This window comes from Streptomyces sp. NPDC006602 (genome assembly GCF_042870385.1).
In the GTDB taxonomy this organism is placed as follows: Bacteria; Actinomycetota; Actinomycetes; order Streptomycetales; family Streptomycetaceae; genus Streptomyces.
Map to the genome: position 1 here is coordinate 1 of NZ_JBIAHG010000039.1, position 25,658 is coordinate 25,658.

General features: G+C 71.1%; 24 protein-coding genes and 1 pseudogene. 18 read left to right on the forward strand and 7 right to left on the reverse strand.

The features are described from left to right. Both ACFYO2_RS42890 and ACFYO2_RS42895 read left to right on the forward strand, forming a co-directional pair. The coding region (locus tag ACFYO2_RS42890) for an RNA-guided endonuclease TnpB family protein (protein WP_388361084.1) at positions 1-452 on the forward strand (452 nt) is incomplete at its 5' end. Between the two features lie 145 nt (positions 453-597). Next, positions 598-1,065 (forward strand): annotated as a pseudogene (locus ACFYO2_RS42895) (GPP34 family phosphoprotein); the annotation flags it as partial. Between the two features lie 55 nt (positions 1,066-1,120). Here the strand turns inward: ACFYO2_RS42895 and ACFYO2_RS42900 are convergent. Then, positions 1,121-2,263, reverse strand: a complete 1,143-nt coding sequence (locus ACFYO2_RS42900; protein WP_388361087.1) for an acetamidase/formamidase family protein — start codon at positions 2,261-2,263, stop codon at positions 1,121-1,123. A 142-nt stretch (positions 2,264-2,405) separates the two neighbouring features. Here ACFYO2_RS42900 and ACFYO2_RS42905 point away from each other — a divergent pair, with 142 nt between their 5' ends. Next, positions 2,406-3,152, forward strand: a complete 747-nt coding sequence (locus tag ACFYO2_RS42905) for a sulfite exporter TauE/SafE family protein (RefSeq protein WP_388361089.1) — start codon at positions 2,406-2,408, stop codon at positions 3,150-3,152. 137 nt (positions 3,153-3,289) lie between these two features. Here the strand turns inward: ACFYO2_RS42905 and ACFYO2_RS42910 are convergent, their stop codons facing one another. Both ACFYO2_RS42910 and ACFYO2_RS42915 read right to left on the reverse strand, forming a co-directional pair. Then, positions 3,290-5,491: a cytochrome P450 gene (locus tag ACFYO2_RS42910; protein WP_388361092.1), complete on the reverse strand. Its 2,202-nt coding sequence runs from the start codon at positions 5,489-5,491 to the stop codon at positions 3,290-3,292. A gap of 132 nt (positions 5,492-5,623) precedes the next feature. Beyond that, positions 5,624-6,706 carry an NAD(P)-dependent alcohol dehydrogenase gene (locus ACFYO2_RS42915; RefSeq protein ID WP_388361095.1) on the reverse strand — a complete coding sequence of 361 codons (1,083 nt, stop codon included), beginning with the start codon at positions 6,704-6,706 and terminating at the stop codon, positions 5,624-5,626. A gap of 71 nt (positions 6,707-6,777) precedes the next feature. Between ACFYO2_RS42915 and ACFYO2_RS42920 the strand changes: the two genes are divergently transcribed. From ACFYO2_RS42920 to ACFYO2_RS42960, 9 genes are all read left to right on the forward strand, one after another. Further along, complete coding sequence (locus tag ACFYO2_RS42920; protein ID WP_388361098.1) at positions 6,778-8,223, forward strand: aldehyde dehydrogenase family protein; 1,446 nt, start codon at positions 6,778-6,780, stop codon at positions 8,221-8,223. Between the two features lie 11 nt (positions 8,224-8,234). Then, positions 8,235-9,437: a PucR family transcriptional regulator gene (locus ACFYO2_RS42925; RefSeq protein WP_388361101.1), complete on the forward strand. Its 1,203-nt coding sequence runs from the start codon at positions 8,235-8,237 to the stop codon at positions 9,435-9,437. 229 nt (positions 9,438-9,666) lie between these two features. Continuing rightward, positions 9,667-10,689: an alcohol dehydrogenase catalytic domain-containing protein gene (locus ACFYO2_RS42930; RefSeq protein WP_388361214.1), complete on the forward strand. Its 1,023-nt coding sequence runs from the start codon at positions 9,667-9,669 to the stop codon at positions 10,687-10,689. After that, positions 10,686-12,080: an amidohydrolase family protein gene (locus ACFYO2_RS42935; protein ID WP_388361104.1), complete on the forward strand. Its 1,395-nt coding sequence runs from the start codon at positions 10,686-10,688 to the stop codon at positions 12,078-12,080. Before ACFYO2_RS42930 ends, ACFYO2_RS42935 begins: the two co-directional genes overlap by 4 nt. Beyond that, positions 12,077-12,745, forward strand: coding sequence for a flavin reductase family protein (locus ACFYO2_RS42940; protein ID WP_388361107.1), 669 nt, complete (start codon positions 12,077-12,079; stop codon positions 12,743-12,745). The genes ACFYO2_RS42935 and ACFYO2_RS42940 overlap by 4 nt, the downstream gene beginning before the upstream one ends. A 62-nt stretch (positions 12,746-12,807) precedes the next feature. Beyond that, positions 12,808-13,902: a BMP family ABC transporter substrate-binding protein gene (locus tag ACFYO2_RS42945; protein WP_388361110.1), complete on the forward strand. Its 1,095-nt coding sequence runs from the start codon at positions 12,808-12,810 to the stop codon at positions 13,900-13,902. Positions 13,903-13,936: 34 nt separating this feature from the next. Continuing rightward, positions 13,937-15,493, forward strand: coding sequence for an ABC transporter ATP-binding protein (locus tag ACFYO2_RS42950; protein WP_388361112.1), 1,557 nt, complete (start codon positions 13,937-13,939; stop codon positions 15,491-15,493). Beyond that, the gene (locus tag ACFYO2_RS42955; RefSeq protein WP_388361113.1) at positions 15,490-16,671 is read left to right on the forward strand and encodes an ABC transporter permease; all 1,182 of its coding nucleotides are present in this window, start codon (positions 15,490-15,492) and stop codon (positions 16,669-16,671) included. The genes ACFYO2_RS42950 and ACFYO2_RS42955 overlap by 4 nt, the downstream gene beginning before the upstream one ends. Then, complete coding sequence (locus ACFYO2_RS42960) at positions 16,668-17,582, forward strand: ABC transporter permease (RefSeq protein ID WP_388361115.1); 915 nt, start codon at positions 16,668-16,670, stop codon at positions 17,580-17,582. The genes ACFYO2_RS42955 and ACFYO2_RS42960 overlap by 4 nt, the downstream gene beginning before the upstream one ends. A gap of 80 nt (positions 17,583-17,662) precedes the next feature. Here ACFYO2_RS42960 and ACFYO2_RS42965 read toward each other — a convergent pair whose 3' ends face one another. Further along, entirely contained in the window at positions 17,663-18,697 is a 1,035-nt protein-coding gene (locus tag ACFYO2_RS42965; protein ID WP_388361117.1) for an aldo/keto reductase, read from the reverse strand. Positions 18,698-18,885: 188 nt separating this feature from the next. Here ACFYO2_RS42965 and ACFYO2_RS42970 point away from each other — a divergent pair, with 188 nt between their 5' ends. The 6 genes from ACFYO2_RS42970 to ACFYO2_RS42995 all read left to right on the forward strand — a co-directional run bounded on the left by ACFYO2_RS42970 (position 18,886) and on the right by ACFYO2_RS42995 (position 23,080). Beyond that, positions 18,886-19,338 carry a VOC family protein gene (locus tag ACFYO2_RS42970; protein WP_388361119.1) on the forward strand — a complete coding sequence of 151 codons (453 nt, stop codon included), beginning with the start codon at positions 18,886-18,888 and terminating at the stop codon, positions 19,336-19,338. Then, entirely contained in the window at positions 19,323-19,718 is a 396-nt protein-coding gene (locus ACFYO2_RS42975; protein WP_388361121.1) for a nuclear transport factor 2 family protein, read from the forward strand. The genes ACFYO2_RS42970 and ACFYO2_RS42975 overlap by 16 nt, the downstream gene beginning before the upstream one ends. A 156-nt stretch (positions 19,719-19,874) precedes the next feature. Beyond that, entirely contained in the window at positions 19,875-20,735 is an 861-nt protein-coding gene (locus ACFYO2_RS42980; protein WP_388361124.1) for a fumarylacetoacetate hydrolase family protein, read from the forward strand. A gap of 27 nt (positions 20,736-20,762) precedes the next feature. Next, positions 20,763-21,926, forward strand: coding sequence for an amidohydrolase family protein (locus ACFYO2_RS42985; RefSeq protein WP_388361126.1), 1,164 nt, complete (start codon positions 20,763-20,765; stop codon positions 21,924-21,926). Between the two features lie 27 nt (positions 21,927-21,953). After that, on the forward strand, positions 21,954-22,727 hold the full coding sequence (locus ACFYO2_RS42990) for an HpcH/HpaI aldolase/citrate lyase family protein (protein ID WP_388361129.1): 774 nt from the start codon (positions 21,954-21,956) through the stop codon (positions 22,725-22,727). Continuing rightward, entirely contained in the window at positions 22,724-23,080 is a 357-nt protein-coding gene (locus tag ACFYO2_RS42995) for a cupin domain-containing protein (protein WP_388361132.1), read from the forward strand. Before ACFYO2_RS42990 ends, ACFYO2_RS42995 begins: the two co-directional genes overlap by 4 nt. 140 nt (positions 23,081-23,220) lie before the next feature. Here the strand turns inward: ACFYO2_RS42995 and ACFYO2_RS43000 are convergent, their stop codons facing one another. The 3 genes from ACFYO2_RS43000 to fdxA all read right to left on the reverse strand — a co-directional run bounded on the left by ACFYO2_RS43000 (position 23,221) and on the right by fdxA (position 25,512). After that, positions 23,221-24,018: an IclR family transcriptional regulator gene (locus ACFYO2_RS43000; protein ID WP_388361134.1), complete on the reverse strand. Its 798-nt coding sequence runs from the start codon at positions 24,016-24,018 to the stop codon at positions 23,221-23,223. Positions 24,019-24,172: 154 nt separating this feature from the next. Beyond that, entirely contained in the window at positions 24,173-25,174 is a 1,002-nt protein-coding gene (locus tag ACFYO2_RS43005) for an NAD(P)/FAD-dependent oxidoreductase (protein WP_388361137.1), read from the reverse strand. Further along, positions 25,171-25,512, reverse strand: coding sequence for a ferredoxin (fdxA, locus tag ACFYO2_RS43010; protein ID WP_388361140.1), 342 nt, complete (start codon positions 25,510-25,512; stop codon positions 25,171-25,173). The genes ACFYO2_RS43005 and fdxA overlap by 4 nt, the downstream gene beginning before the upstream one ends. Positions 25,513-25,658 lie beyond the last annotated feature (146 nt).

The window sequence follows — 25,658 nt, forward strand, 5'->3', positions numbered from 1 at the left end:
TCGCCGACCGGCGCCGGGACCACCTGCACAAGATCACCACTCGGCTCGTTCGTGAAAACCAAACGATCGTGATCGAGGACCTGACCGTGCGCAACCTGGTCAAGAACCACAGTCTGGCCCGCGCCATCAGTGACGCGGCCTGGCGCGAGATGCGCACCATGCTGGAGTACAAGGCCCAGTGGTACGGACGGGAACTGATCACCATCGACCGGTGGTTCCCATCGTCCAAACTGTGCTCCGCCTGCGGCACCATCGCATCGAAGATGCCCCTGCATGTCCGTGAGTGGACATGCGACTGCGGCACGATCCACGACCGGGACGTGAACGCGGCGAAGAACATTCTGGCGGTCGGGCTGACCGCATCTGTCTGTGGAGCTGGTGTAAGACCTCAACGGAGTTCTCCGGGCGGGCAGTCGGCGACGAAGCAGAAACACCCACAGCGCGAGCCGTAGGAAGCCCCTCCCTTTAGGGAGGGGAGGATGTCAAGCCGGCTGTGTATCTGGACGGACAAGGCCGAGTTCCTCGCCATCACGCCGGCCTCGGCTTCGGCCTGAGCGGTGCGATGCCGACGGAACTTGGTATGGACGGCTTCATCGACACCGTGGACGGATCCGTTGTCGCCGTGCACGGTGTCCAGCCGCTGACCGCGCGCTCGGTGAGGTTCTCGTGCGGATCCGGTCGTCTCGCAGTCCGCGCTCGGCATTGGAGTGGGTCAGGGCCCCGCGCATCGGCGTGCACGAGCGTCTGTCGGCCGGTCTGATCGCTGAGGGTGTCCTCGTTCGCATGCCAAGACGCTTGCCCTTGCCGGCCGGGTGGGCTCCTCGCTACGACGTCCTGAGCGGGGAGAGGCGGGAGGCTGCGGTCCGGTCTCTTGGCGGTGCGGCCGATTCCTCCGGGCGCTCCCTCGCGTTGGCCGCGTTGGCAAGTGCGTGCGGGGCCGCGTCAGGCGATCGGGAGTGGAGCGAGTCCGAGGCGATACCGCGGTCCATGAGCCCGGCCTGCGCCCAGATTCTTACTGCGGTCGCCGCCTGTGTGTCATCCGCGGCGCTCTCTTCCTGGTCCTGAACCCACCGCCCCGTTCTTGTCGCCGTGCCACGGCGGGAATCGGTGCGACCACCGGTCAACGCGGTTGGCCGACCTCGCGGAAGTCGGACTTGCGGATCCTCGCGTGGACGCCCTTCACGTCGTCGACGACCTGGGAGACCGCGAAGTCGCCCGCCGCGCTCAGGTACGCCATCGCCAGATGGCGGTCGATGCCGTAGTCGGTCGCGAGCAGGTCCAGCGCGCAGCGCACGCAGTCGCGCATCGCCTCGTTCAGGTCCTTGTCGAGGCCGATCGGCACCAGGTAGTCGTCCGTCTCGGCGAACGGGGCGACGCGGCCGTGGCCGGGCCGCAGCGCCGCACCGCCCGGCACCAGCTCGAGTTTCACGGTGGCGCGCAACGACGCCTCGAACGCGGTGAGGGCGACCTCGCCGTCGCCCTGGGCGAAGTGCGGGTCCCCGAAGTAGACCAGCGCGTCGTCCACCTGCACCGGGAGGTACAGCGTGGAGCCTTCGCCGAGCAGGGAGATGTCGATGTTGCCGCCGTGGCGCCCCGGCGGCACGGAGTGCGGCCGCTCGTCCCCGGGCACCGCCACGCCCATCACACCGAGGAACGGCCGCAGCGGAAAGCGCAGTGAGCCGCGGGAGGGGTCCGCCGGATCCACTGCCATCCGGCCCCAGGCGCCGTGACTGTCCGCGTGGGCCGTGGCGAAGGTGAACACGGGACCGGGCAGCGACGGCATCTCGCCGGGGAGTGCGCCGAAGCCGTGGCGTGCGGAGACCATGCCGTACGGAACCCGCGGGGCGAGGCCGAGAACGGTCACGGCGAGCAGATCGCCGGGCCGGGCGCCGGCCACGGCGATCGGTCCGGTGACCAGGTGCGGCCCGTCGTCGTCGAAGTCGTGCGGCATGCCGGAGTCCGCCACCTGTTGGGCGTCGTCGAGCACATGGCCGCCGCCGACGCCGTAACGGCCGAAGAATTCGACGGGGTTGCGGCCTTGGTCCTCGAGAACTCCCTCGTGGCTGAGCGTGTCGACCGTGACGACGGCGCCCGGTTGCACGACCGCGCACGGTGCGTCCGCCTCGCATGGAAGGCGACCCCACAGGGTGTTCCCCGGCGTGGCCGGGACGTAGGTCGTCGACGCGATCGCTCCGTGGCCGGGCTGGAGGATCGGGAAGCCGGTCGCGGCGATGTCGAGAAGGGGTGAGTCGGTCGCGGTCATGGCCGACCTTTCGTGGAGGGGAAGGGTTGGCCCGACGCTAGGAACGTCCTGTTGCCCCGGTGTTTCCGGTCGGGGTCCGTGCAGTAACGCTGTCTCGTATGCCAACATGGCATCTCGCATAAGTTGTCGTGGAGGGGACTGGATGGACGTCGGCAACGTTGTTCTCATCGGCGGAGCCGGCCTTGTCGGCGGATTCGTCAACTCCATCGCAGGCGGTGGCTCACTGCTCCTCTTCCCCGCCCTGGTCGCCGGCGGGCTGGGTACGGTGGCCGCCAACGTCACCAACTCGGTGGCTCTGTGGCCGGGCTACCTGGGCAATGTCGCGGCCTTGCGGGGATCTTCCCGCCCGCCTTCCGTGATGTCGCCGGCGGTCGTGTCCGCGGTGGGCGCCGCCGCCGGATGTGCGCTGCTGCTGCTCACTCCGCAGCGGGTCTTCTCGGTCGCGGTGCCGTTCCTCGTCCTCGGCGCCAGCGCCCTTTTCGCCTTCCAGCCCCGGTTGCGGGCACTGCTCGGCACCGCTGAGGGTGACCACCGCTTCAAGCTCTACGCGGGCACGTTCGCCGGCGCGGTCTACGGCGGTTACTTCGGAGGCGGGCTGGGAGTCATCCTGATGGCCCTGCTCGGCCTGACTCTGTCAGCTCCGCTGGCTGAGGTGAACGTACTCAAGGGGACGCTGCAGCTGGTCGTGGCGACGGTGTCGCTTGTCGTGTTCGCGTTGTTCGGGCCCGTGCACTGGGTGAGCGTGCTCGTGGTCGCGCCGGCGTCCCTGGCAGGCGGAGTCCTCGGCGGCCGGCTGGCGACCAGGCTGAGCGAGCCGGTGCTGCGTGCCGCCGTGGTCACCTTCGGCGTACTGGCGGGCGTCTGGCTGGGCATCCGCGCCTTCGGCTGAGCCGGCGCCATGAAGAGGGGCGGATCGTCAGGCCGTGCCGGTCCGGGCACCGGGTGGGTCCAACGGCGAACATCGCGCCCGCCGTTGGACCCATACGGCAGCCGGCCGGGGGCCGGGGAGCACAGGCCGGGGACGGCTCAGATGTCGAGGACGAGCCGGTCGCCCTGGCACCGGCCGACGCAGATCATCATGGTGCGCCCGGCGAGGCGTTCCTCGTCGCTGAGTACGGAGTCCCGGTGCTCCGGCGTTCCGGCGAGCACACGGGTCTCGCAGGCGCCGCAGTATCCCTTCTCGCAGTCGTAGGACAGGCCGCTCACGGCGTCGCGCAGGACCTCGATGAGGCGGCGGTCGGCCGGCACGGTGAGGGCGACTCCCGTGCGCGCGAGCCGGACCTCGAAGTCCCGGTTCTCGGCGGCGTCATACGCCGTCTCGAGGCCGTCGCCGGCGGTGAAGCGCTCCAGGTGCAGCCGGTCGGTGAGGTCCAGGCGGGCGCACTCGCGCTCGACGGCCGCCAGCATCGGCGCCGGCCCGCACGCGTAGACGGCGGTGTCCGCGTCCAGCTCGCCCAGCAGACGGGGGAGGTCGGGCAGTCCGGCCTCGTCCTGGGGGAGCAGGGTGAGCCGGTCGCCGGCGACGGCGGCGAGCTCGTCGGCGAACGCCATCGTCGAGCGGGTGCGCCCGCCGTACAAGACGGTGAAGGGCGTGCCGCGTTCGGCGGCCGCGCGGACCATGGCGAGGATCGGTGTGACGCCGATGCCGCCGGCGAGGAACAGGTAGGACGGCGCCGGTACGAGCGGGAAGTGGTTGCGCGGCCCGCGTATCGCGAAGGTGGCTCCCGGGCGGGCCAGTTCGTGGAGTTCGGCCGACCCGCCTCGGCCCTGGGGCTCGTGCAGGACGCCGATGCGCCATGTCGTGGCGTCGGCGGGGTCGCCGCACAGCGAGTACTGACGCAGTCTGCCCGAAGGCAGACGCAGCTCGACGTGCGCGCCGGGCTGCCACGCGGGGAGTTCGCCGCCGTCCGGCAGACGGAAGTCGACGGCGACGACGCCCTCGGCTGCGGCGCGCACCGCCCTCACCCGCAAGGGAGTGGGCGTGGTCAGCGCGCGGATCGAGCCTGCTGCCGCGGTCGCTCGGGGACCGGGCGTGAAGACCGCCGGGATCGCGTCCCAGCCGGACTGGTTGCCGCGCGTCGGGTAGGCGACGAGCCCGTCCTCGATCACCCGGTAGTCGGGCAGCCGGGTCAGCACCTGCGTCATCATCGCGCGGAACATGGCCCGGGCCAGGTGCGCGCCGGCGCATCGGTGCGACCCGATCCCGAAGCTGAGGTGTCGGCTGGCGTCGCGGTCCAGCCGAACCTGCTCGGGGTCGGGGAACACGGCGGGGTCGTGGTTAGCGGCGACCCACGGGATCAGCACCCGGTCGCCCGCGTGCATCGGGCAGCCGCCGACCTCGGTGTCCTGGGTGACCGTGCGGGCCATCGACTGCGAGGGGGCGAACGCGCGGAGGAACTCCTCGGTCGCGGTGTCCAGCAGATCGGGGGAGTCGATCAGCTTCTGGCGCTGCTCGTGGTTGCGGGCGAGGTGGACGAGCGTCCATCCGGTCAGGGAGGTGGTGGTGTCGACGCCGCCGGCGATGAGCAGGCCGATCACCGACACCAGCTCGTCCTCGCCGAACTCGCTGCCGTCGGCGCGGCGTCCGGCCACCAGCGCGCTGACCGCGTCGGCCTGTGGTGCCGACCGGCGCTCGGCGATCAGTTCGCGGATGCGCTGGTCCATGTAGGCCAGTCCGGCGGCGCCGCGCACGGCGCGCTCGCTGGCGGCCGGTGCGGCGAAGATGTCGTGGATCGGCCCGGCCAGCTTCGCCCAGTCCTCCTCGGGGAAACCGAGCCAGTCCAAGGTCACCGCGGCCGGCAGCGGGTTGGTGAGGTCACGGACGAAGTCGCAGGAGCCGAGCTCGACGAAGTCGTCCACGACGCGGGCGGCGTGCCGCTCGATCATGGGCACCAGCCGCTCGATCGCCTCCGGGGTGAGCAGCGGGTTGATCAGTTGCCGGTACTCGGTCGACCGCGGGGGGTCGAGTTCGATCGGATACTGGTCGAGCCCCGGTCCCTTGGGGATGACGATGCCGACGCCCTGGCCGCCGTGGTCGCTGCGGGCCGAGGAGAACGTCTCGTCGTCGCGGGCGATGCGGGCCACGTCGGCATACCGCGTCGTATAGGTGAAGCCGCCGTAGGCGGCGGAACGGCCTACCGGGCACGACTCGCGAAAGCGCGCGTAGTAGGCGACCGGATCGGCGTTGGCCTCATCGGAGTGGTGATCGAAGTCGATGTCGGCGGACATGGTGGGCACGCTCCACGTGCTCGGCCTTCTGCGCGGTGTTGTCCGGCCGCGCCACCGGATGTCTGGTGCCTCATCGGCGTCGCCACCCTAAGGTGCTGCCGCGGTGTGCGACAACGTCGGGTGGGCGACGTCTCAGAAGGTCAGCACAGCTTTGCCGACCGAGCCGGACCGGACCGCCGCGACGGCCTCGTTGATCTGCTCGAACGGGAAGTAGGTGATCATCTTCTCGACCGGGAACCGGCCCTTGGCGTTGAGCTCCAGCAGCCGGGGGAGGAACACCTGCGGCAGGCTGGACCCGCCGATGATGCCGGTGACGCTGCGCCCGTTGAGGATGCTGCGCCACTCGAAGCTCATCGACTCGCTCGGCCCGACGCCGATGACCCCGGCGCGGCCGAGCGGCCCGAGCGACTCCACCGCGACGCGCAGGACGTCCTCGCGCCCGGTCGTGTCGATCACGAAGTCGAATCCTTCGGGGACGAGGGCGGCCAGCTGCTCGGCGGCCGGCCCGGCCGAGGAGTCGACGGTGTGCGTGGCGCCGTAGCCGAGGGCCGCCTCCAGCCTGGCCGGGTTCACATCGACGGCGGCGACGACCGCGCAGCCGCTCAGCGAGGCCGCGATGATGGCGGCCACGCCGACAGCGCCGGCCCCGAAAACCGCGATCGACGAGCCGGGACGTGGCTGCAGCACATTGAGCACGCCGCCGGCGCCGGTCTGGAAGCCGCAGCCGAAGGGTCCGGCCCGCAGCAGGTCCAACGACGGGTCGATCCTGACGACCGCCCGCTCCGGTGCGACGACGTGGCTGGCGAACGACGACTGACCGAGGAAGTGGGCGTTGACCTCGCGCCCCTCATGGGTCACCGCGGTGGAGCCGTCGGGCCGACGGCCGGAGAAGTTCACCGCGTCGAAGCTGCGGCAGTAGGCGGGCGAACCGGTGCGGCACAGCGTGCACGTGCCGCACGACGCGAAGGACATGGTGACGGTGTCGCCCGGGCGCAGGGAGGTGACGTGCGCGCCGACCTTCTCGACGACGCCCGACCCCTCGTGCCCGAGCAGCGCCGGTGTGGGGAAGAAGGTGGCGAACTCGAGGTCGGTGCCGCAGATGCCGACTCCGGCGACGCGGACAAGCACCTCATCGGGGCGGGGTTCGTCCAGGTCCACCTCGGTCAGGACGAAGGGCTGTCCGGGCTGCTCGAGCAGAGCGGCGGTGGCGCGCACGGGACCTCCTGATGACTCACATTACGAGATCGCATATTGACATGCGTGACAAGGGGGGTCAAGGTTCACCTATGGCTGCTGTTGACTTCCCTTCTGCCCAGCACTTCATCGACGGCGAGTGGGTCGCGGCCCGCGGCGGCGGCACCCTGGACATCGTCGATCCGGCCACCCAGCAGGTGATCACCAAGGTGGCGCTGTCGGGCGGAGTCGATGTCGACGACGCGGTCGCCGCCGCGCGCCGCGCCGCCCCTGGCTGGGCGGCGACCAACCCCAGCGAGCGCGGGGCACTGATCCGGCGCTGGGCCGACCTGGTCCTCGCCGACGTCGAGGCGCTGGCGGCCGTAGAGGCGAGGGACGTGGGCAAGCCACTGTCCGGGGGCCGGACGAACATCTACATCGCCCACGACATCATCAGCTACTTCGCCGGCGCGGCCGACAAGCTCACCGGGGTCACGCTGCCGACCCGCAGCCCCGACTACCTGGGCTACACGGTTCCCGAGCCGTACGGCGTGTGCGCCGTCGTCATCCCGTGGAACGTGCCCGCCGTGCTGATGGCCGCGAACGTCGCACCGGCGCTCGCCGCGGGCAACACGGTCGTCCTCAAGCCGTCCGAGATCGCGCCGTTGACCCCGTTCGCACTCGCCGAACTCGCCCGCCGGGCCGGCTTCCCGCCGGGGGTGATCAACGTAGTCGCGGGCGGACCCGAGGCGGGCGCCGCACTGACCTCGCACTCGGGCGTCGACCACATCAGCTTTGTCGGCTCCACCGCCACCGGGCGGGCGATCATGACGGCCGCCGCGCAGAACCTCGTCCCCGTGAAGCTCGAACTCGGCGGCAAGTCGCCGAACGTGCTGTTCGCCGACGCCGACCTCGACACGGCGATCGAGGCGGTCGTCGCCTCGATCACCGAGAACGCGGGGCAGAACTGCTACGCCGGTTCCCGGCTGCTCGTGGAGGGCTCGGTGCACGACGAGGTCGTGGAGCGGGTCGCCGCCGCCATGGCCGCGGTCAAGACCGGCCCCTGGGAAGCCGACCTGGACATGGGGCCGCTGGTCAGCGCCGCGCAGTTCGCCCGCGTCAGCGGCTTCCTCGAGGACGCGCCTCGCGAGGGCGCGCGGCTGGTCACCGGCGGCGCACCCACCGGCGAGGGGTGGTTCGTCCAGCCGACCGTGTACGACCGTGTGGACGCGGGCATGCGCGTCGCCCGCGAGGAGGTCTTCGGCCCGGTTCTCGCCGTACAGTCCTTCCGCGACACCGCCGAGGCGACCGAGCTGATGAACGCGACGGACTTCGGCCTGCTGGCCTGCATCTGGACGAACGACGTCTCCCGGGCCCTGCGGCTGGCGAAGGACGTCCGCTCCGGGCAGGTGGCGGTCAACCAGTTCCACGACGCGGGAGTGATCGGCTTCCCCTTCAACATGCAGAAGGACAGCGGCTTCAGCCGGGGCGGCGGGTACGGAGCGCTGCGCGAATACACCCAGGAGAAGGGCGTGGCCATCCGGCTGCTGGCCCGCTGAGACCCGACACCATGGGAACCATCGCCGAAGCGCGGTCCGGACCGGCCCGGGAGAGGGCGGGCCCGGACGCCGAACCCGCCGTGCTGGAGCGGGAACTGACCGAGGCCGTGCTCGCCGGTGCCGCGCGCTCGGACGTGCTCGGCGCGCTGTGCCGGGCGACCGGCCGACCCGTGCGCCTGCTGTCCGCCGAGGGCGGGGTGCTGGCGAGCACCGACGGCGGTGCGGGAGTGCCGGCCACGGTGGCGCACAGCGTGCTCGCCGGTGTGGCCGGACCGGTGATCGACACACTCGACGGGCTGCGGGCGACCGCGCTGCCCGTGGTCGCGGGGACGGCAGCGGCCGGTGTGCTGCTGTCCGTCGGTCCCGGTGATCAGCGCGTGCAGGCGCTGGCCGGTGCCGCCGTCACCGCGCTGCGCATCGACGCCGTGCGCGCGGGCGACGGCTTGGCCGAGGTCTCGCCGCCGCACACACCGGCCGACGTCGTCGCCGCGCTGCGGTCCGGGACGGTGAGCCCCTCGGTGTGCGCGGCGGCCGCGGGACTGGGGATCGATCTGCAGCGACCGCCGGCCGGTGCCGTACTGCACTACAGCGGTTCCCGCCTGCGCGCCTGGTCCACCGCTCTCACCTGGCTGGAGCACCCGGTGCAGCAGGAGGCGCGCACGGCGTGGACGGTTGTGCCGGGCGAGCTCCTGCTCGCCCGCCTGCGAAGCCGGCTGCGCCTCATGACCGGCGACGATGCGGCCGGTGACCACGTCGTCGCGGCGAGCGGCTCCCACCCCGACTCGACCGTAGGTCTGGCCCGGTCCTTCACCGAGGCCGAACGGCTGCTCGGCCTGGCCCTGACCCGGCGCGTCCCGCTGCTCACCTTCGAACGCTGCGGGGTGGTCCGGGTGCTGTTGCCCCTCCCGCGCGCGGAACTCGAGGCGTACGCCGAGGCACACCTCGGGCCGATCCGGCAGCGTCCGGAACTGATGGCGACCCTGCGTGCCTGGCTGGCCGAGAGGGGCAGTCGGCAGAGCGTCTCCGAACAGCTGCATCTCCACCGCAACTCGGTGGGCTACCGGGTCCGCCAGATCAAGAACCTCCTCGGCACGGATCCCCTGCTTCCCGCCGCCTCGGCGGAGTTGCATGTGGCGCTCGCGGCGCTCGACCTGCTGGCCGCCGACGACCAGCGGCTGCGCGGCGAGGACGAGCCGGTTTCCGCCGGACACTGAACCGCCCGACGCCGTGCCGCCGAGGTGGCGCGGCGCATGCCGCCGTACCCGCTTCCAGCCCGCGCAGCCTGCTCCGTGCGCCTCACGAGCAGGCGCAACGCCGACGAAACCCAGTTTTTCCATACAAGCGTTGACAGCACTGGTCGGCATGGGCAGAGTTGCCTCACAATACGTTCCACCGCCTCGCAATGCGAGACGGACGAGGTGAGGAGGGCCGGCGGTGCGAGCGATGGTGCAGACCGACTTCGGGGGAACCGAGGTCGTGTCCCTGCGGGAAGTCCCGGAACCGGTGTGCGGTGCGCGTGACGTCGTCGTCAAGGTCGCGTACTGCGGGTTGAACCGCCTGGACCTGCTGCAGCGCAAGGGGCCGGGCCTGATCCCCGGCTTCCGCCTTCCGCACGTGCCCGGCATGGACTTCGCCGGAACGGTGACGGCCACCGGATCCGCGGTCAGCTCGGTCGTCCCCGGCGACCGCGTCATCGCCGATCCCACCCAGGGCTGCGGCAGCTGCCCGCGCTGCTCGGTGGGCGATCGTGCGTACTGTGCAAACCCGCGCATCCTCGGCGGGAACGCCCCCGGTGCGCTCGCCGAATACGTCCTGGCGTCCGCCGAATCGATCGTCCGGGTCCCGAGGTCCCTGCCGCTCGCCGCGGCCGTCACCCTGCCCACCGCCTTCGCGACGGCGTGGCACGCGGTGCACACGGTCGGAGCGCTGGACGCCGGTGAGACCTTCGTCGTGCACGCCGCCGCGAGTCCCGTCAGCCTGGCGGCCATCGCGCTGGCCAAGCGGGCCGGTGCCTCGGTCGTCGCGTTCGCGGGCAGCGACGCGAAGCTGGCCGCGGCGCGCGCGGCCGGCGCGGACCTGGCCCTGCGCAGCAACGACCCCGACCCGGCGAAAGCGGTGTCGACCTTCACCGACGGCGCCGGAGCGGACCTGGTCCTGGACCACGTCGGCACCGACACCTGGCGCACCTCACTGGACTGCCTCGGCATCGGCGGGCGTCTGCTGATGCTGGGCAACACCAGCGGCGACCAGGTGTCGTTCTCGCTCCAGGAGGTCTTCCACCGCGGCCTCAAACTACTGGGCGCCGGCGGCTACACCTCGGCCGACTTCGTCGCCGCCACGTCAGCCTGCTTCGCCGACCGTCTGCACCTGCCCGCCGCCGCCCTGTTCCCGCTCGAGGATCTCGCCGACGCCTGGGACATGCTCGGCGCCCGCGACACCATCGGAAAGGTCGTGATCACGCCATGACCGACCTGCTGATCGTAGGTGGCGACATCGTCACCATGGACTCCGCGCGGCACGTCCTCACCGGCGCGACGATCGCCGTGTCCGGGGACAGCATCGCCGCGCTCGGCAGGGCCGAGGACTTGCGCGCCCGCTTCCCGGGCGCAAAGGAGATCGAAGCGTCGGGCTGTGTCGTCATCCCGGGCCTCGTCGACGCCCACCAGCACACGACCGTCGACCCCCTTGTACGCAGCACGATCCCGGACCACATCAGCTCGCAGGAGTCGATCTTCGACTGGATCGTCCCGCTGCACGCCCACGCCGACGGTGACGACGACGAACTGGCCGCGACGATCACCGCCGTCGAGTGCCTGTCCCGGGGCATCACCACGGTGCTGGAGCCGGGTACGGTGGCCTACCCGGAACGGGTGGCCGCAGGACTGGCCGCCGCGGGTATCCGCGCACGGGTCGGCGGCTGGGGCTGGGACGCCGAGGGCGTGCCGTTCGGCGCCCCCGCCGACGAGGTGCTCTCCAGGCAGGAGGACATCGTTCGGTCCCTGCCGGCCACCGGGCCGGTCACCGGGTGGGTGACGCTGGTGGGCCACGACCTCGCCGGCGACGAGCTGTTCACCGGAGCGGCGAGCCTGGCCGAACGGCTCGACACCGGACTGACCTGGCACGTTTCGCCAGGACCCGCCGACGTCGAGGCCTACGCCAAGCGCAGCGGACGCCGACCGGTGGTCCACTTCGACGAGCTGGGAGTACTCGGCCCGCGCCTGCTGCTGGGACACGCCGTGTGGCTCGACGACGCGGAGGTCGACGCGATCCTCGCCACCCGTACCGCGGTCGCCGCCTGCCCCGGGGCCTACCTGCGTCTCGCCCAGGGCTACACCCGCGCCTCGCGCCACGCCGAACTGGTGCGCCGGGGCGGCCGGGTGGCACTGGGCTGCGACGCCCACAACGCCGGTGACGCCCCGGACGTCCTCCTGGCCGCCTACCTGTTCGCCGGCCTCGAACGCGACCGTGACCTGCCCGACCCGATCCGCGCCGAGCAGGCGTTCGCGCTCGCGACCGTCGACGGCGCCGAGGCGGTCGGTCTGGGCGACCGGACCGGCTCCCTGGAGGTCGGCAAGGCCGCCGACATCGTCGTACTCGACACCCGCGACCCCGCCTGGATGCCCCGCGGCGACCTGGCCCGCCAGCTCGTGTGGGGCCACGTTTCCCGCACCGTCCGTGACGTGCTGGTCGACGGCCGCGTGGTCGTCCGCGACCGGCAGCCGACCGGCATCGACCTCGCCGCCGTCGCCGAGGCCGCCGCCGAGCGATCCGCCGCCCTCCTGCGGCGCGCCGGCATCACGCCCCGCCCGACCTGGCCGACACGGCCGGCGGGCACCGCAAAGGAGACCACCCGTTGAACGTCATCCACATGTCCGGACGCTCTCCGGCCCACAAGCAGGGCCTGCTCTCGCAACTGGTGGTACCGCGGCCGATCGCGATGATCACCACGCTCGACCCGGACGGAGGGGTCAACGTCGCGCCGTACAGCTACTACATGCCGGTCAGCGGCGAACCGCCGCTGATTGCGGTCACCATCGGCGCCCAGCGGGAGGCCACCGCGGAGCCGAAGGACACCTGGCTCAACATCGAGCGCACGGGCGAGTTCGTCGTCAACGTCACCACAGCCGAGCTCGCCGAGCACATCGAGGCGGTGGCCCGCGAGTACCCCCGCGGCGTCAGCGAGATGGACGTCGCCGAATGGCGGTCGGTGCCCTCACGGGTCGTCGACACGCCGTCGCTGGCCGACAGCCCCGCGCACCTGGAGTGCCGTGTGCACGAGGTGATCGACCGCGGCGACCACACGTCCTGCTTCTCGGGCGTGCACCTCCTGCTCGCCGAGGTCGTCTGCATCACCACCGACGACTCGATCATGTCCGCCCCGGGCCGCATCGACCCCACCCAGGTCCGAGCGGTCGGCCGGATGGGTTTCCCGTGGTTCGTGACCGCGGGTGAGGACTCCCTCTTCCACCAGGATCGTGTCGCCTACGCCGACCTCGACCGGGCCGACACGTCCGCCAACTGACCCACCCCCCCTTTTTCGCCACCGCCTCGACAAGGCGGTGCCACCCAGTGAATGGAACGCACATGACCGCAAGAAGCTCGCTTCGGCGTTGTCGGGCCCCGCTCGGCCTCGCCCTCGCCCTCACCGGAGCCCTCGCGCTCTCCGGCTGCGCCAGCAATGAGGCGACGGCAGCGAAGACGACCCCCGCGGCGAGCGGGACCGGCGGCTCAGGCCTCAACGAGCCCGACGTCAACGGCGACGGGAAGGTCGTCGTAGGTGTCCTCAGCCCCGGCGACATCAACGACCACGGCTACTACGAGAGCTTCGTCGACTCGGCGGACGCCTTCGCCAAGGAAAAGGGCTGGAAGGTCATCAAGCGCGGCAGCGTGCCCGCGAGCGACGCGCTCACCGCGGCACGCGCGCTGTGCCAGCAGCGCGTCGACATGGTCGCGCTCGCCGCCAGCGAGCTCAAGGCCGCCATCCCGGCCTCCGAGGAGCCGGTCTGCGCCAAGACCGCGTGGTACGTGCCGTCGTCGGCGAACATCGACCAGACCCCGCGGATCCTGCTGTCCTCCGACAACCCCAACCAGTCGATGCTCGCCGCCGGCTACGCCGCGGGCCTGAAGATGAAGGCGGCCGGCTACACCAAGGCCGGGTTCGTCACCGGTATCAAGGCCGACTTCAGTGTCCTGGGAGCCAAGGCGTTCCTGGCCGGTATCCGGGAGGTGGTCCCCAAGGCCACCCTGGTGAGCACCTACACCGGTGACTTCAACGACTCGGCGAAGGCCAAGGAGGCCATCCAGGCCCAGATCAGCCAGGGTGCCAAGGTCATCTACCCCTACCTCGGGGGCGCGACCGACGCCGCGGCACAGGTGGCGAACGCCAACGGCGTGCCGACCCTCACCCCGGGCACTGACCGGTGCGACTCGACCAGCCCTAAGTTCGACATCTCGGTGATCTTCAGCCCGGGTGACTACTTCCGCGCCGCGCTGGAGGACTTCGCCAAGGACGAGCTGAAGATGGGCTCGGCGCGCGTGTGGCAGCTGGGTGTCGACCCCTTCCCGACCGTCAAGATCTGCAAGGGCCAGGGCGACGAGGACCAGCAGCTGGCGCAGTTCATGAAGAAGATCGGCAGCAAGGAGATCAACCCGGAGGCCGAGGTCAAGCGCCTCGGCTGACCGTGCCGACACCGACCCAGGAGATTCACACGCGATGACACCGACGACCTCAGCGGCTCGGATCCTCGAGCTGCGTGGCATCACCAAGTCCTACGGGTCCGTCACGGCCTGTGACGCCGTGGACCTCACCGTCGACGCCGGCGAGATCCACGGTCTCCTGGGCGAGAACGGGGCAGGCAAGTCCAGTCTCATGAAGGTTCTGCTCGGGCTGATCCGGCGCGACTCCGGCACCGTGCTGGTGCGCGGCGAACAGGTCGCGCTGGACAGCCCGCAGGAAGCGGCCGAGCTGGGCATCGGCATGGTGCACCAGCATTTCAGCCTCATCAACGGGCTCACCGTGTGGGAGAACGTCGCGCTCGGCGATACAGGTGCGGTGAACAAGCAGGCCATCTGCGCGGACATCGCCGAGGTCGCCGCACGGTACGGGCTGCCGGTCGACCCCGAAGCGCGCGTCGACGCGCTCTCGGCGGGCGAGCGGCAGCGCGTCGAAGTGGTCAAGTGCCTGCGGCGCAACCCTCAGATCCTGATCCTGGACGAACCCACCTCGGTGCTGACCCAGGCCGAGTCGCAGGAACTGTTCGCCGTGCTCGGCCGCGTGGTGCAGGAGGAGGGACGCGCTGTCATCCTCATCAGCCACAAGCTCGCCGAGATCGTGCAGGCCACGGACCGGGTGACGGTCCTGCGCAAGGGCCGTGTCGCCTTCCGGGCGGTCACCGCCGAGACCACGGCGCCGGAACTGGCCCGCCAGATGGTGGGCCGTGACGTGTCGCTGCACGACGAGGCCGCCGCCCTCGGTCTGCTGCCGGTGCAGAAGACCCGTCCTGCCGAAGGCGGGACACACGACCGGCAGCCGCCCGTCCTGCGCCTCGCCGGCCTCACCGTCGAAAAGGGCGGGGTGAGGGTTCTCGAAGGTATCGATCTGACCGTGGGCGCGGGCGAGATCTGCGCTCTCTACGGTGTCGAGGGCAGCGGCCAGGCGGTGCTCGGGGAGGTCCTGGCCGGGCTCCTCGTGCCGACCGCCGGCACCGTCGAGGTCGCCGGGCGCACGGTCGACGTGAGTCGGCCCGGCGCGCTCGGCAGGGCCGGTCTGGGCATCGTGCCCGAGGACCGGCACCAAAGCGGGGTCGTCCTCGACATGAGTGTCACCGAAAACCTGACGATGAAGTCGCTCGACAAGCTCAGTGGCCGGTTCCTGCTGGGCCGGCGCGCGATGCTCGCCGAGGCCCGTCGCCTCGCCGACGAGTTCAACATCGTCGCTCCCTCGCTCGACGCGCCGGTGCGCAGCCTGTCCGGAGGCAACCAGCAGCGCGTCGTGCTCGCCCGGGAACTGTCCGGTCACACCAGCGTCCTGGTGGCCGCGCAGCCCACCCACGGGCTGGACGTCGGCGCCATCGAGGACATGTACGCCCGGCTGCGACAGGCGGCCGCCGACGGCGTCGGGGTGCTGCTCATCTCCACCGAACTCGAGGAAGTCATGGCCCTTGCAACCTGGATCGCGGTGATCTCGTCCGGGCGGATCACCGGAGCACTCCCCGTCTCGGAGGCGACCCCCGAGCGACTGGGCATGCTGGTCGGCGGTGAGGCCGCATGAGTACCGCCTCGCTGCCGAACGGGGACGACCTCGCCCGGCGCTTTCTCGCCCGGCTCCGGCCCGGGCGCGACGGCTGGATGACGGCGGGCCTGACCGCCGTGCTGGTCGCCGTCGCCGCGGGCGCGTCCGCGCTGCTGCTCGTACTGACCGGTGGTTCGCCGAGTGCTTCGGCGGACGCGATATGGACCGGGAGTCTGGCCGACGCCACGGGATGGACGACGACGCTGCTCAACGCGGCGCCCTTGCTGCTGGTCGCGGTCGGCGCGTGCGTCTGCGCGTCGGCCGGCACGTTCAACATCGGCCAGGAGGGACAGGTGCTCATCGGCGGCCTGGCCGGAGCCTGGGTCGGGCTGCGGCTGGCCGTGCCCGGCCCGATGCTGGTCGTCGTGGTGCTGATCGCCGCGGCCGTCGGCGGTGGCGCCTGGGCCGCGCTCAGCGCGGTGATGCTCCGACTGCGCGGCGTCAACGTCCCGGTGAGCACCCTGCTGATGACGTTCCTCGCCATCCAGCTCGTCACCTTCGCGGTCAGCACCCCCTGGTTCCTGCAGGAGAGCGCGCAGGGCTCCTCGGGCATCGCCGACGCGGCGTCCAACCCCCTACCGGCAGGCGCCCGGCTCGGCGGCTTCGGGCAGTACCCCTCGGTGCAGTGGAACACCGGCCTGTTCATCGCGCTGGTCGCCGCGGTCGGCGTCGCTGTGGTCCTCACGCGCAGCCGGTGGGGCTTTCGGGTGCGCATGCTCGGACTGAATCCGCTGACGGCCAAGCACACCGGTGTGAGGGTGGCCGCGCTCGGCGGCTTCACTCTGGCACTGTCCGGCGCCTTCGCCGGGCTGGCGGGCGGGCTGCTGCTGGTCAGCCCGGTCGGCACCAACCGGCTGCAGGCCGGGCTCTCGGACAACTTCGGCTGGGACGGCCTGCTCGTCGCGCTCGTCGCACGCAACCGGCCCTTGGTCGCGATCCCGGTGTCGCTGGTGTTCGCCGTACTGCGTGCGGGCGGCGATTTCCTCTCGGCCACGGGGGTGCCGTACTACCTCGTCGATGTCGTCAAAGCGCTGCTGGTCCTCGCGTTCGTCGCACCGCCCGTGCTCGTCGATCTCTTCCGCCGGCGTCGCGGTGCCACACCGCAGGCGGCGCCCGACCTGTCCGTAGTCCCGACCAAGGTGAAGGCAGCCGCGTGAGCGTTCTGGACAGCACCACCACCATTCTCGCCAGCGGTGTCCGGCTGACCGTGCCACTGGCGTTCGCCGCCTGCGGTGAGTACGTGGCCGAGCGCGCCGGCACGATGAACATCTCCGTCGAGGCGATGATGCTCGGCGCCGCGTTCACCTCGATCGCCACCGCCAGCGCGACCGGCAGTGCCACCGCCGGCCTCGCGGCAGGCGTCGTGACCGGCCTCGTCCTCGGCTTCGTACACGGCAATCTCTCCCACCGGGCACAGATCAACACCTTCGTCGTCGGCCTGGTGCTGAACGCGCTGGTGCTCGGGCTGACGAGCTACCTGATCACGACGAACGAGTTCGTCTCGCACCAGGTCCACATGTTGTCGATCCCGCTGCTGCAGGACATCCCGCTCATCGGCAAGCCGCTGTTCTCCGAACGCTGGCCCGCCTTCCTGCTGTTCGCGCTGGTCCCCCTCACCTGGTGGCTGGTGGATCGCAGCCGCTGGGGCCTGGAGCTGCGGGCGGTGGGGGAGAACCCCCAGGCCGCCGACGTCACGGGCATCAAGGTGAACATGCGGCGCCGGCAGGCTCTGCTGTGGTGCGGCGCACTGGCCGGTCTCGGTGGCGCCTACCTCGCGGTCGGTGAGGTCGGATCGTTCAACCAGAACATGACCGCCGGACGCGGATACATCGTCATCGCCGCGGTGATCTTCGGGGCGTGGCGGCTCGGCCGGACCATGCTCGGCTGCCTGGTCTTCGGCCTCTCCGACGCGATGCGCCTGGCGCTCCCGGCGCTCGGCGTCACCCTCAACGCACAACTGCTCGTAGCGGCCCCGTATCTCCTCGCGCTCCTCGCCATGCTCCTGTTCACCACCCAGCACCGGGAGCCCGGCGCGCTCGGCCGGCCCTTCGAGCGCGGGTCGACGTGACGGCCGGGATCCGGCGAGGACGGACGCCGGTGCCGCGAACGCGCGGGGCCGGCATCCGCCGTGGGTGTGCGACATCGCCGTCAGCGCCGGCGCAGCGCCACGGTCTCCAGCGCCGGCGGCGTGTAACCGACGTCGAGCGGATTGAGCACGCTGCCCGGCGCGACGAGTTCGTCGATCCTGTCCAGTGCCTCGGCCGACAGCGGCCGGTCCACCGCGGTGAGCTGCGACAGGAGCTGGTCGTGGGTGCGCGCGCCCATCACGGCCGTGGTGACGCCGGGATGGGCGAGCACGAACCGCAGCGCCAGCTCGACCAGCGTGCAGCTCTCCTCGGCGGCCAGACGCACGAGTTCCTCGACGACAGCGAGCTTGCGCTCGCGCACCTGCTCGTCGGCGAAGTCGAAGTGGTCGCTGTTTCTCAGTGCCCGCGAATCCGCCGCCGGTTCGGCGCCGGTCCGGTACTTGCCCGTCAGCCAGCCGCCGTTGAGCGGGCTCCAGACCATCACGCCCATACGGTGCCGCCCAGCGGTGGGCAGGGCAGCGGCCTCCGCGTGCCGGGCCAGGATCGAGTACGACAGCTGCTCCACGGTGAACCGCTCGCGGCCACCGCGCCGCGCCGCCCACTGCGCCTCCACGATCTCCTCGGCCGGGAAGCTGGAGGTGCCGATCGCGCGCACCTTGCCCGCTCGCACCAGGTCGCTGAGCGCACCGAGGGTCTCCTCGACATCGGTGAGGGGATCGGGACGGTGCACGAGGTACACGTCCAGGTGGTCTGTCCCCAGCCGGCGCAGGCTGCCCTCCACGGCACGCGTGATCCACAGCCGGGAGGTGCCGCCCCGGTTGCGGTCGAGCGGGCCGGCGGGCATCCGGCTCGCGACCTTCGACACCAGGACGACGTCGTCGCGCCGTCCCTTCAGCGCCCGGCCGATGATCTCCTCCGACTCGCCGAAGGCGTACACGTCAGCGGTGTCGACGACGTTGACCCCGGCGTCGAGCGCCGTCGCCACCATGCGGTGGCACTCCGCCTCGTCGGTGTTGCCCCAGGCGCCGAACATCATCGACCCCAGGCACAGCTGACTCACCTCGATGCCCGTCCCACCCAGAATCCGGTAGTGCACGCTTGCCCTCGTCTCCCAGCCGACGCCCTGTCGCTGTCCTCTCGCAGGCTCGCACAGCGGCAGGCCGCGAACCGATGTCGCGCGGGGCCAGCATCGCTGGCCTGCGTGTTGTGTCCGCAGCACATCGACCCGCGCGTGCGCGCACGCCTAGGCTCAAAGAAATCCGCACCACTCACCATGGAGGTTCCGTGGCCACCGGTCTCACCTCGGCACGCTGGACTCACATCGCGCTGCCGACCGGCGATCTCGACAAAGCGATCGCGTTCTACACCACACTGACTCCGCTGGTCGTGGTCGAGCGGTTCAAGGACGCCGACGGCGAGAGCGTCTGGCTCTCCAACGACCAGCAGGCCGAGACGCCGTTCGTGCTCGTCCTGGTGTCGTTCAACAAGGACAAGGGCAACCAGCTGGGCCTGCTGCACCCGTTCGCGCACCTCGGCATCGAGGTGCCGACACGGGAGGACGTCGACGCGCTCGCGGACCGGGCCCGCGAGCTCGGCTGCCTGCACTGGGAGCCGAGGCAGATGCCCGAGCCCGTCGGCTACATCTGCGCTCTGAAGGACCCCGACGGCAACGTCGTCGAGATCTCCCACGACCAGCGGGTCTTCGACTCCGTCCGGGCGAAGTGGGGTTCGTCCTGAAGGACACCCGCGCCGCCGTCGAGGCGTACCTCGCGGCATTGAACGCGCACGACGCCGACGCCGTGGCCGCCTGCGTGGCCGAGGACTTCGTCAACAAGCACACGTCGGCCATGGGACAGAGCCGGAAGGGCCGCGCCGAGTACCGCGCAGCGCTGACCGGGTTCCTCGAGAACTTCGGGGACCTGCATTACGCGCCCGAGCGCGTCCTCGTGGACGGCGAGTCGGCCGCGGTGCCGTACGTCATGACGTTCCGGATGCGCTCGGCGGGCGACCGCCCCGTACGCGTGCGCGGGGTCTTCGTGTTCACCGTCGCAGGCGGCCTCATCACGCGCCGCACGGACTACTGGGACAGCGGCGAGGTGCAGCGGCAGCTCGCCTGACCCCTCGGCCGGCAGTCCGACCAGCCCCCCGACACCCCGTCCACCTCTCGTGCGGACGGGGTGCCTGTGTGTCCCCGGCCTGACGCGCGTATCGCTTTGCGTTATGCCGTCTCGCATTGCTTGACACGATGTCGTCTCGCATTGAAAGATGCCGTCATGCAAGTAGTGACGACGCAGTCCGGCCTGGGCCGGATCGAGGACGGGGCCATCACCCTGTTGGACACGGCATTTCCGCACGTCGGCGCGGTCCTCGAGCAGGACGGCTCACTGCAGGGCCTGGCGTCCTGCGCGGTACGCCGGCGGATCCCGCTCAACGAGGCCACGATCGTGGCGCCGCTGGGCCGCCCCGGTGCGGTGTGGGGCGTAGGCCTCAACTACGTGTCGAAGGCGGCCCGGGCCGGCCGGGGACTGCCCGAGCAGCCGATCCTGTACCTGGCCGCGCCGTCCGGCGTCCTGGCCCCCGGCGCGCAGGTGGTGATCCCGCAGGCCGTGACCGAACCCGACTACGAGGGGGAGATCGCGGTCGTCGTCGGGCGCCGCCTGTACCAGGCGTCCGAGTCGCAGGTCTGGCCCGCGATCGCCGGCATCACCGCGGCCAACGACATGACGGCACGCGAGGTCATGCGCGCCACGGGGGTGCCCGCCCTCGCCAAGAGCTACCCGGGGTTCACGCCGCTCGGCGCCTCCGTCCGCACAGTCGACGACCTCGCCGACCGCGACGCGATCTACGTGCGGACCCGGGTCAACGGCGAGCTCGTACAGGACGACACGAGCGCCGGGATGATCTTCGCGGTCACCGACCTGCTCAGCAGGCTGTCGTGGTTCACCGCCCTCGAACCCGGCGACGTCGTCCTCACCGGAACCCCGGCCGGCACCGGCCAGGACCGCGCGTGCTTCCTCGCCGACGGCGACGAGGTACGGGTCGAGGTGGACGGCGTACTGCCCCTTGTCACCCGCGTCGTGCGTCCCGCGGACGCCTCACTGCGCGACCCCCGGCTGACCGAACCGGTCAGCTGACCGCCCCTCACCCTGGAGCACACACCGATGCCCATCTCCTCCGCGTCGTCCTACGACCTCGTCCTGGCCGGCGGCACCGTCATCGATCCGGCGTCGGGCACCAATGCCCGGCTCGACGTGGCGGTCACCGGTGACCGCATCGCCGCGATCGGGGAAGGGCTTGCGGCGGGCGCGGCCCGCACGATCGACGTCACCGGCTCCACCGTGCTGCCGGGCCTCGTCGAGGGCCACACCCACATCTTCCAGTACGTCTCCGCCGTCGGCGCTCCGGCCGAGGAGGCCCACCTGCGCCGCGGCGTCGTCGCCGCGGCGGACGCCGGCACGGCCGGCGCCTCGACGTTCGCGGCCTTCCGCAAGCTGGTGGTCGAGGCGAACCCGCTGCGCATCGTCAACTTCCTCAACGTCTCGGTGCTCGGCCTGATCGACTTCAGGTTCGGCGAGCTGCTCAACCCCGACACCCTGGTCCCCGAGGACGCGCTCGCGACCGCCGAGGCCCACCCCGACATCGTGCGCGGCTTCAAGATCCGTCTGTCCGAGGACGTCGTCGGGGAGAACTGGGAGTCGCTGCTGAAGAAGTCCGTGGCGCTGGCCGAACAGGCCGGGCTGCCACTGATGGTGCACATCGGCGAGACCGAGGAGCCGGTGCCCGTCGTCCTGGACCACCTGCGCCCCGGCGACATCGTGGCGCACTGCTACACCGGCAAGCCGAACGGCATCCTCGACGGCGACCAGGTGCACCCCGCAGTCATGGCGGCCCGGGAGCGGGGCGTGCTGTTCGACTCCGCCCACGGCAAGAGCAACCTCAGCTTCGAGGTGGCGCGCCGGGCGATCGCCGACGGATTCCTGCCCGACATCCTCAGCTCCGACACCAGCGCCCGCAACTGGCGCGGCCCGGTGTTCGACCTGCTCACCAGCATTTCCAAGCTGGTCGCGCTCGGCGCGCCGCTGGAGGAGTGCATCCGGCGGGCAACCGTCGCCCCGGCACAGCTGCTCGGGCTCGACACCGAGGGCTACGGGCGTCTGGCGGTCGGCGGACGGGCCGACGTCACCGTCGTCAACTGGACCGACGAGGTCACCCTGCCCGACGCCGCGGGCAACACCATCCTCGCGCCGCGCCTGGAGCCGACCGTCGTGCTGCACGCCGGCGCCGAGGTCGACATCGTGCCGTGGCGCGGTCTGCCGTCGGCGTGAGACGCCCGCCTGTCCGGGAGGGACGCGATGAGCGTCGGTGACGTCCACCTGCTGCGGCGCCGGCTGCGCGCGGCCCTGACGGCGGCGGAACCCGCCGTCGGCACGTTCGTCAAGCTGGCGACGCCCGACGTGGTGGAACTGGCCGAGGCGGCCGGGTTCGTGTTCGTGGTCGTCGACCTCGAACACTCCACCCTCACCGAGCAGAACGCCGTCGATCTGGTGCGCCACGCGCACGCGTGCGGCCTGCCGGCCCTCGTCCGCGTGCCCGAGGTGGACGCCGCCGCGGTCAACCGGCTGCTGGAGGCCGGGGCGGCGGGTATCCAGCTGTCCATGCTCACCCGCGTCTCCCAGGCCGAGGCACTCGTGGCGGCGACCCGCTTCGCGCCCGCCGGCCGCCGGTCGGTCAGCCTCGCCAACAGGGCCGCCCGCTTCGGTGCGATCCCGCTGGCCGCCTTCCTGCGCGGTGAGCAGGACGATCCGCCGGTGCTGGTGGGCCAGATCGAGACGGCGCTGACCGATCCTCTGCCGGATCTACTCGCCGCTCTCGACGTGTGCTTCGTCGGCAGCACCGACCTCGCGGTCGACCTGGCCATGCCGACGGACCCGGCGATGCTGCGTGCCGCGGTGGACCGAGTGCGCGAGGCCGCCCGCCTTGCGGCGGTGGCGTTCGGCGGGTGGGTGCCGGCCCGGGGCGCCGCGGCCGATCTGGGCCTGAGTGACGCCGACTACCTGGTCGTCGGCTCCGACCTGCAGATGTTGGCGACCGCCCTGCGGACGGCCGCCGGAGAGGAAAAGCAGTGACCACACGCAACGCGGCCCTGTTCGGCACCGTCCTCAACTGGGACGAGCTGCCGGTGACCCAGGTACGGCCGGGGGTCCGCCGCCGCGTCTACGCGACGGACGAGATGATGATCTGCCACCACGAACTCGACGTCGGCATGACACTCAACCCGCACCGGCACGAGGAGTTCGACCAGCTGGTCCATATCGCCGAGGGGCGGGCGAACTACTACGTGGACGGTGTCGCGCACGACATGCGTGCGGGGTCGTTCCTGCTGGTCCCCCGCGGCAGTGAGCACTATGTGGAGCCGACGGAGGCCCCCTGCGTGAACATAGACTTCTTCGTCCCGCCCCGGGCCGACCTGCTTCCGTGACCGATGGGCCGGCTTACTGAACATCGAGGGCCTCCGGGGGTGGATGCCAGACGCATCCACTCCGCCCGGAGGCCCTCGATCTGTCACACGGTCAGGACCGTGCAGGTGAAGATCAGTCGGCCGCCGCCCCGACAAGCGGTTCAGTCGCCGTTGGGTGCGCTGTCCGAGGTGCCCAGCCGCTGCGACAGCGCGCGGGCGGTTTCCAGCAGTGCCTGGGCCATCGGCGACTTGACGTCGTCGGGGACGGTCGCCGTCGTGCCGACGACCGCGAGCGTTCCGCTGATCTCGTCGCCCTCGAAGATCGGCGCCGCGATGGTGCGGACCCCGTTGACGGCGGGGGAGTTGACCGACAGCCCGTGTCGCCGGATGGCGTCGAGCTCCTCGGTGAGCTCGGACGACTTGCGGACCGAGCGCGGCAGCGTCGGTACCTGTTCCGGAGGCAGGAACGTGAGGAAGATCCGTCCCTGTGCCGAGGAAGTGAGGTCGAGACGCGACCCGACCCGGACGCTGATGCGCACCATGTGGTCGGTGTTGTCCACCGAGCGGACCACGGTCGGCGCCTCGCCGTCCCAGACCGACAGCACGATCGTCTCGTCGATGCGCCGGACCAGATCCTCCATGTACGGCTCGGCGGCGGCGACGATCGGCAGGCCGGCCCGCGCGGCCGTGGCGAGCGTGAGCACCTGGGGGCCGAGGGAGTAGAGCGAGGTGCGCTCGTCGTACCGCAACAGGTTCGCCGCCCGCAGCGCCTTCGTGTAGCGGTGCGCGGTCGCCTTGCTCGCCCCGAGACGCGCGGTGATCTCATTGAGACTCATGTGCGGCTTGCCGACCGTGAACGAGCCGAGGATCAGCGCCGCACGCTGCACCGTCTGGATGGTCGGCGCGGTCGTGTCGGGACCGCCTTGCTCACCGGTGCCGGGCTGCGCCTTCGTGGCCATGAATTCTTGCTCCTGTCCCGTACTTAGTAAGGTGGTAAGACGTTGAATGGAACGTCGTATTGAATAGCGTAACGGTGAGGGCCGGGTAAGTGTGCGGGAAGTGCTGAGGCGCTTCTCCCCGGCGAGCTGCGGCGGTGAAACGTGAGTCAGGCACTCACGCATCGGAGGAGTGCCCCGGCGTGAGCGAGCGTGCCGGGTCGAGCAGGGCGGCGATGTGGTTGACGGCGAGGGCCGCCTCGCCGAAGCCGATCGAGATGAGACTGACCTTGCCGTCGTGGTCGGCGATGTCTCCGGCTGCGAAGACGCGCTGCCGACTGGTGCGCAGTGTGCGGTCGACGAGGATGCGCCGGCGGCGCAGCTCCAGTCCCCACTGCTCGATCGGGCCGAGATCGGCGATGAAGCCGAGCGCGGCGACGACGGACTGGGCGGGCAGGCTGATCCGGTCGCCGTCCGAGCCCGCGACCACGACCTCCGACACCGACCCGTCGCCGGAGATCTTCTCGACCTCGTAGGGCGTCAGGACCCGCACGGAGGACGCGTGCACCTGCTCGACGGTGCGTTCGTGGGCCCGGAACCGCGTACGCCGGTGCACGACCGCGACCGACGAGGCGATCGGCTCCAGCGACAGCGCCCAGTCCAGCGCGGAGTCCCCGCCGCCGACCACCACGACATCCTGACCGGCGAGCTCGTCCAGCCTCGGCACGAAGTACCGAAGCCCCCGGCCCAGGTAGTCGGAGCCCACCGGAAGCTCGCGGGGCACGAAGTTGCCGATCCCGCCGCAGACGAGCACCGCCCCGGCGGTGATCCGCGCGCCGGCGTCGGTGGTGGCGACGATGTGTTCCCCCGCGTCGTCGAGGCGGGTGACCCCGTGGCCGAGCAGGTAGGTCGGGTTCCACCGACCGGCCTGCTCGGCCAGCCGGTCCACCAGGTCCTGTCCGCGGACGGCGGGGAAGCCGGCCACGTCGTAGACGAGCTTCTCGGGATACAGCGCGGCGATCTGCCCGCCCACCTCGGGCAGGGCGTCGGCGACAGCGACGCTCAGGCCGCGGAAGCCGGCGTAGTACGCGCCGTACAGCCCTGTCGGGCCAGCGCCGATGACCAGCAGGTCGACGGACACCTCGGGACCGGTGTCCGTGGCGGTCCGGAAGCCGCTCACGCTCCCACCCCGGGGTGGTCGCGGCCGATCCGGCCGACCTTGCGTGCGCCGCCGGGCGACCCGAGCGGTTCGGCTCCGACGATTTCGAGGGTGAAGAACTCGGCGTTGATGCGCTGGGACTGCTCGGCCCGATCCGGCAGGTCCTCGTGGTGGAAGATCGAGATCTGCGGGCAGACGGGTTCGCAGCGCCCGCACTCCACGCATTCGTCGGGCTGGATGTAGAGCATCCGGTCGCCCTCGTAGATGCAGTCGGCCGGGCACTCCTCCATGCACGACTTGTCCATGACGTCGAGACATGCCTCAGTGATGACGTACGGCACGGGCTTCTTGCCCTTCACACGGTCGCACGGAATGCGAGATGGTGTCTTCTAATGTGGAATGGATGATGGCGGCACCGGCCTCAGGTGTCAACCACCAGGCGATTGCTTGACACTGTCGCCTGTGCTAGGAGAAGCTGGCGCGACATACGAGATGGCGTCTCACA

Coding starts and splice junctions, on each gene's coding strand:
- ACFYO2_RS42925 (WP_388361101.1), top strand. CDS start 8,235: ATGGGAACCATCGCCGAAGCGCGGTCCGGACCGGCCCGGGAGAGGGCG.
- ACFYO2_RS42990 (WP_388361129.1), top strand. CDS start 21,954: ATGAGCGTCGGTGACGTCCACCTGCTGCGGCGCCGGCTGCGCGCGGCC.
- ACFYO2_RS43000 (WP_388361134.1), bottom strand. CDS start 24,018: ATGGCCACGAAGGCGCAGCCCGGCACCGGTGAGCAAGGCGGTCCCGAC.
- ACFYO2_RS42930 (WP_388361214.1), top strand. CDS start 9,667: ATGGTGCAGACCGACTTCGGGGGAACCGAGGTCGTGTCCCTGCGGGAA.
- ACFYO2_RS42955 (WP_388361113.1), top strand. CDS start 15,490: ATGAGTACCGCCTCGCTGCCGAACGGGGACGACCTCGCCCGGCGCTTT.
- ACFYO2_RS42910 (WP_388361092.1), bottom strand. CDS start 5,491: ATGTCCGCCGACATCGACTTCGATCACCACTCCGATGAGGCCAACGCC.
- ACFYO2_RS42920 (WP_388361098.1), top strand. CDS start 6,778: ATGGCTGCTGTTGACTTCCCTTCTGCCCAGCACTTCATCGACGGCGAG.
- ACFYO2_RS42900 (WP_388361087.1), bottom strand. CDS start 2,263: ATGACCGCGACCGACTCACCCCTTCTCGACATCGCCGCGACCGGCTTC.
- ACFYO2_RS42950 (WP_388361112.1), top strand. CDS start 13,937: ATGACACCGACGACCTCAGCGGCTCGGATCCTCGAGCTGCGTGGCATC.
- ACFYO2_RS42980 (WP_388361124.1), top strand. CDS start 19,875: ATGCAAGTAGTGACGACGCAGTCCGGCCTGGGCCGGATCGAGGACGGG.
- ACFYO2_RS42935 (WP_388361104.1), top strand. CDS start 10,686: ATGACCGACCTGCTGATCGTAGGTGGCGACATCGTCACCATGGACTCC.
- ACFYO2_RS42985 (WP_388361126.1), top strand. CDS start 20,763: ATGCCCATCTCCTCCGCGTCGTCCTACGACCTCGTCCTGGCCGGCGGC.
- ACFYO2_RS42905 (WP_388361089.1), top strand. CDS start 2,406: ATGGACGTCGGCAACGTTGTTCTCATCGGCGGAGCCGGCCTTGTCGGC.
- ACFYO2_RS42945 (WP_388361110.1), top strand. CDS start 12,808: ATGACCGCAAGAAGCTCGCTTCGGCGTTGTCGGGCCCCGCTCGGCCTC.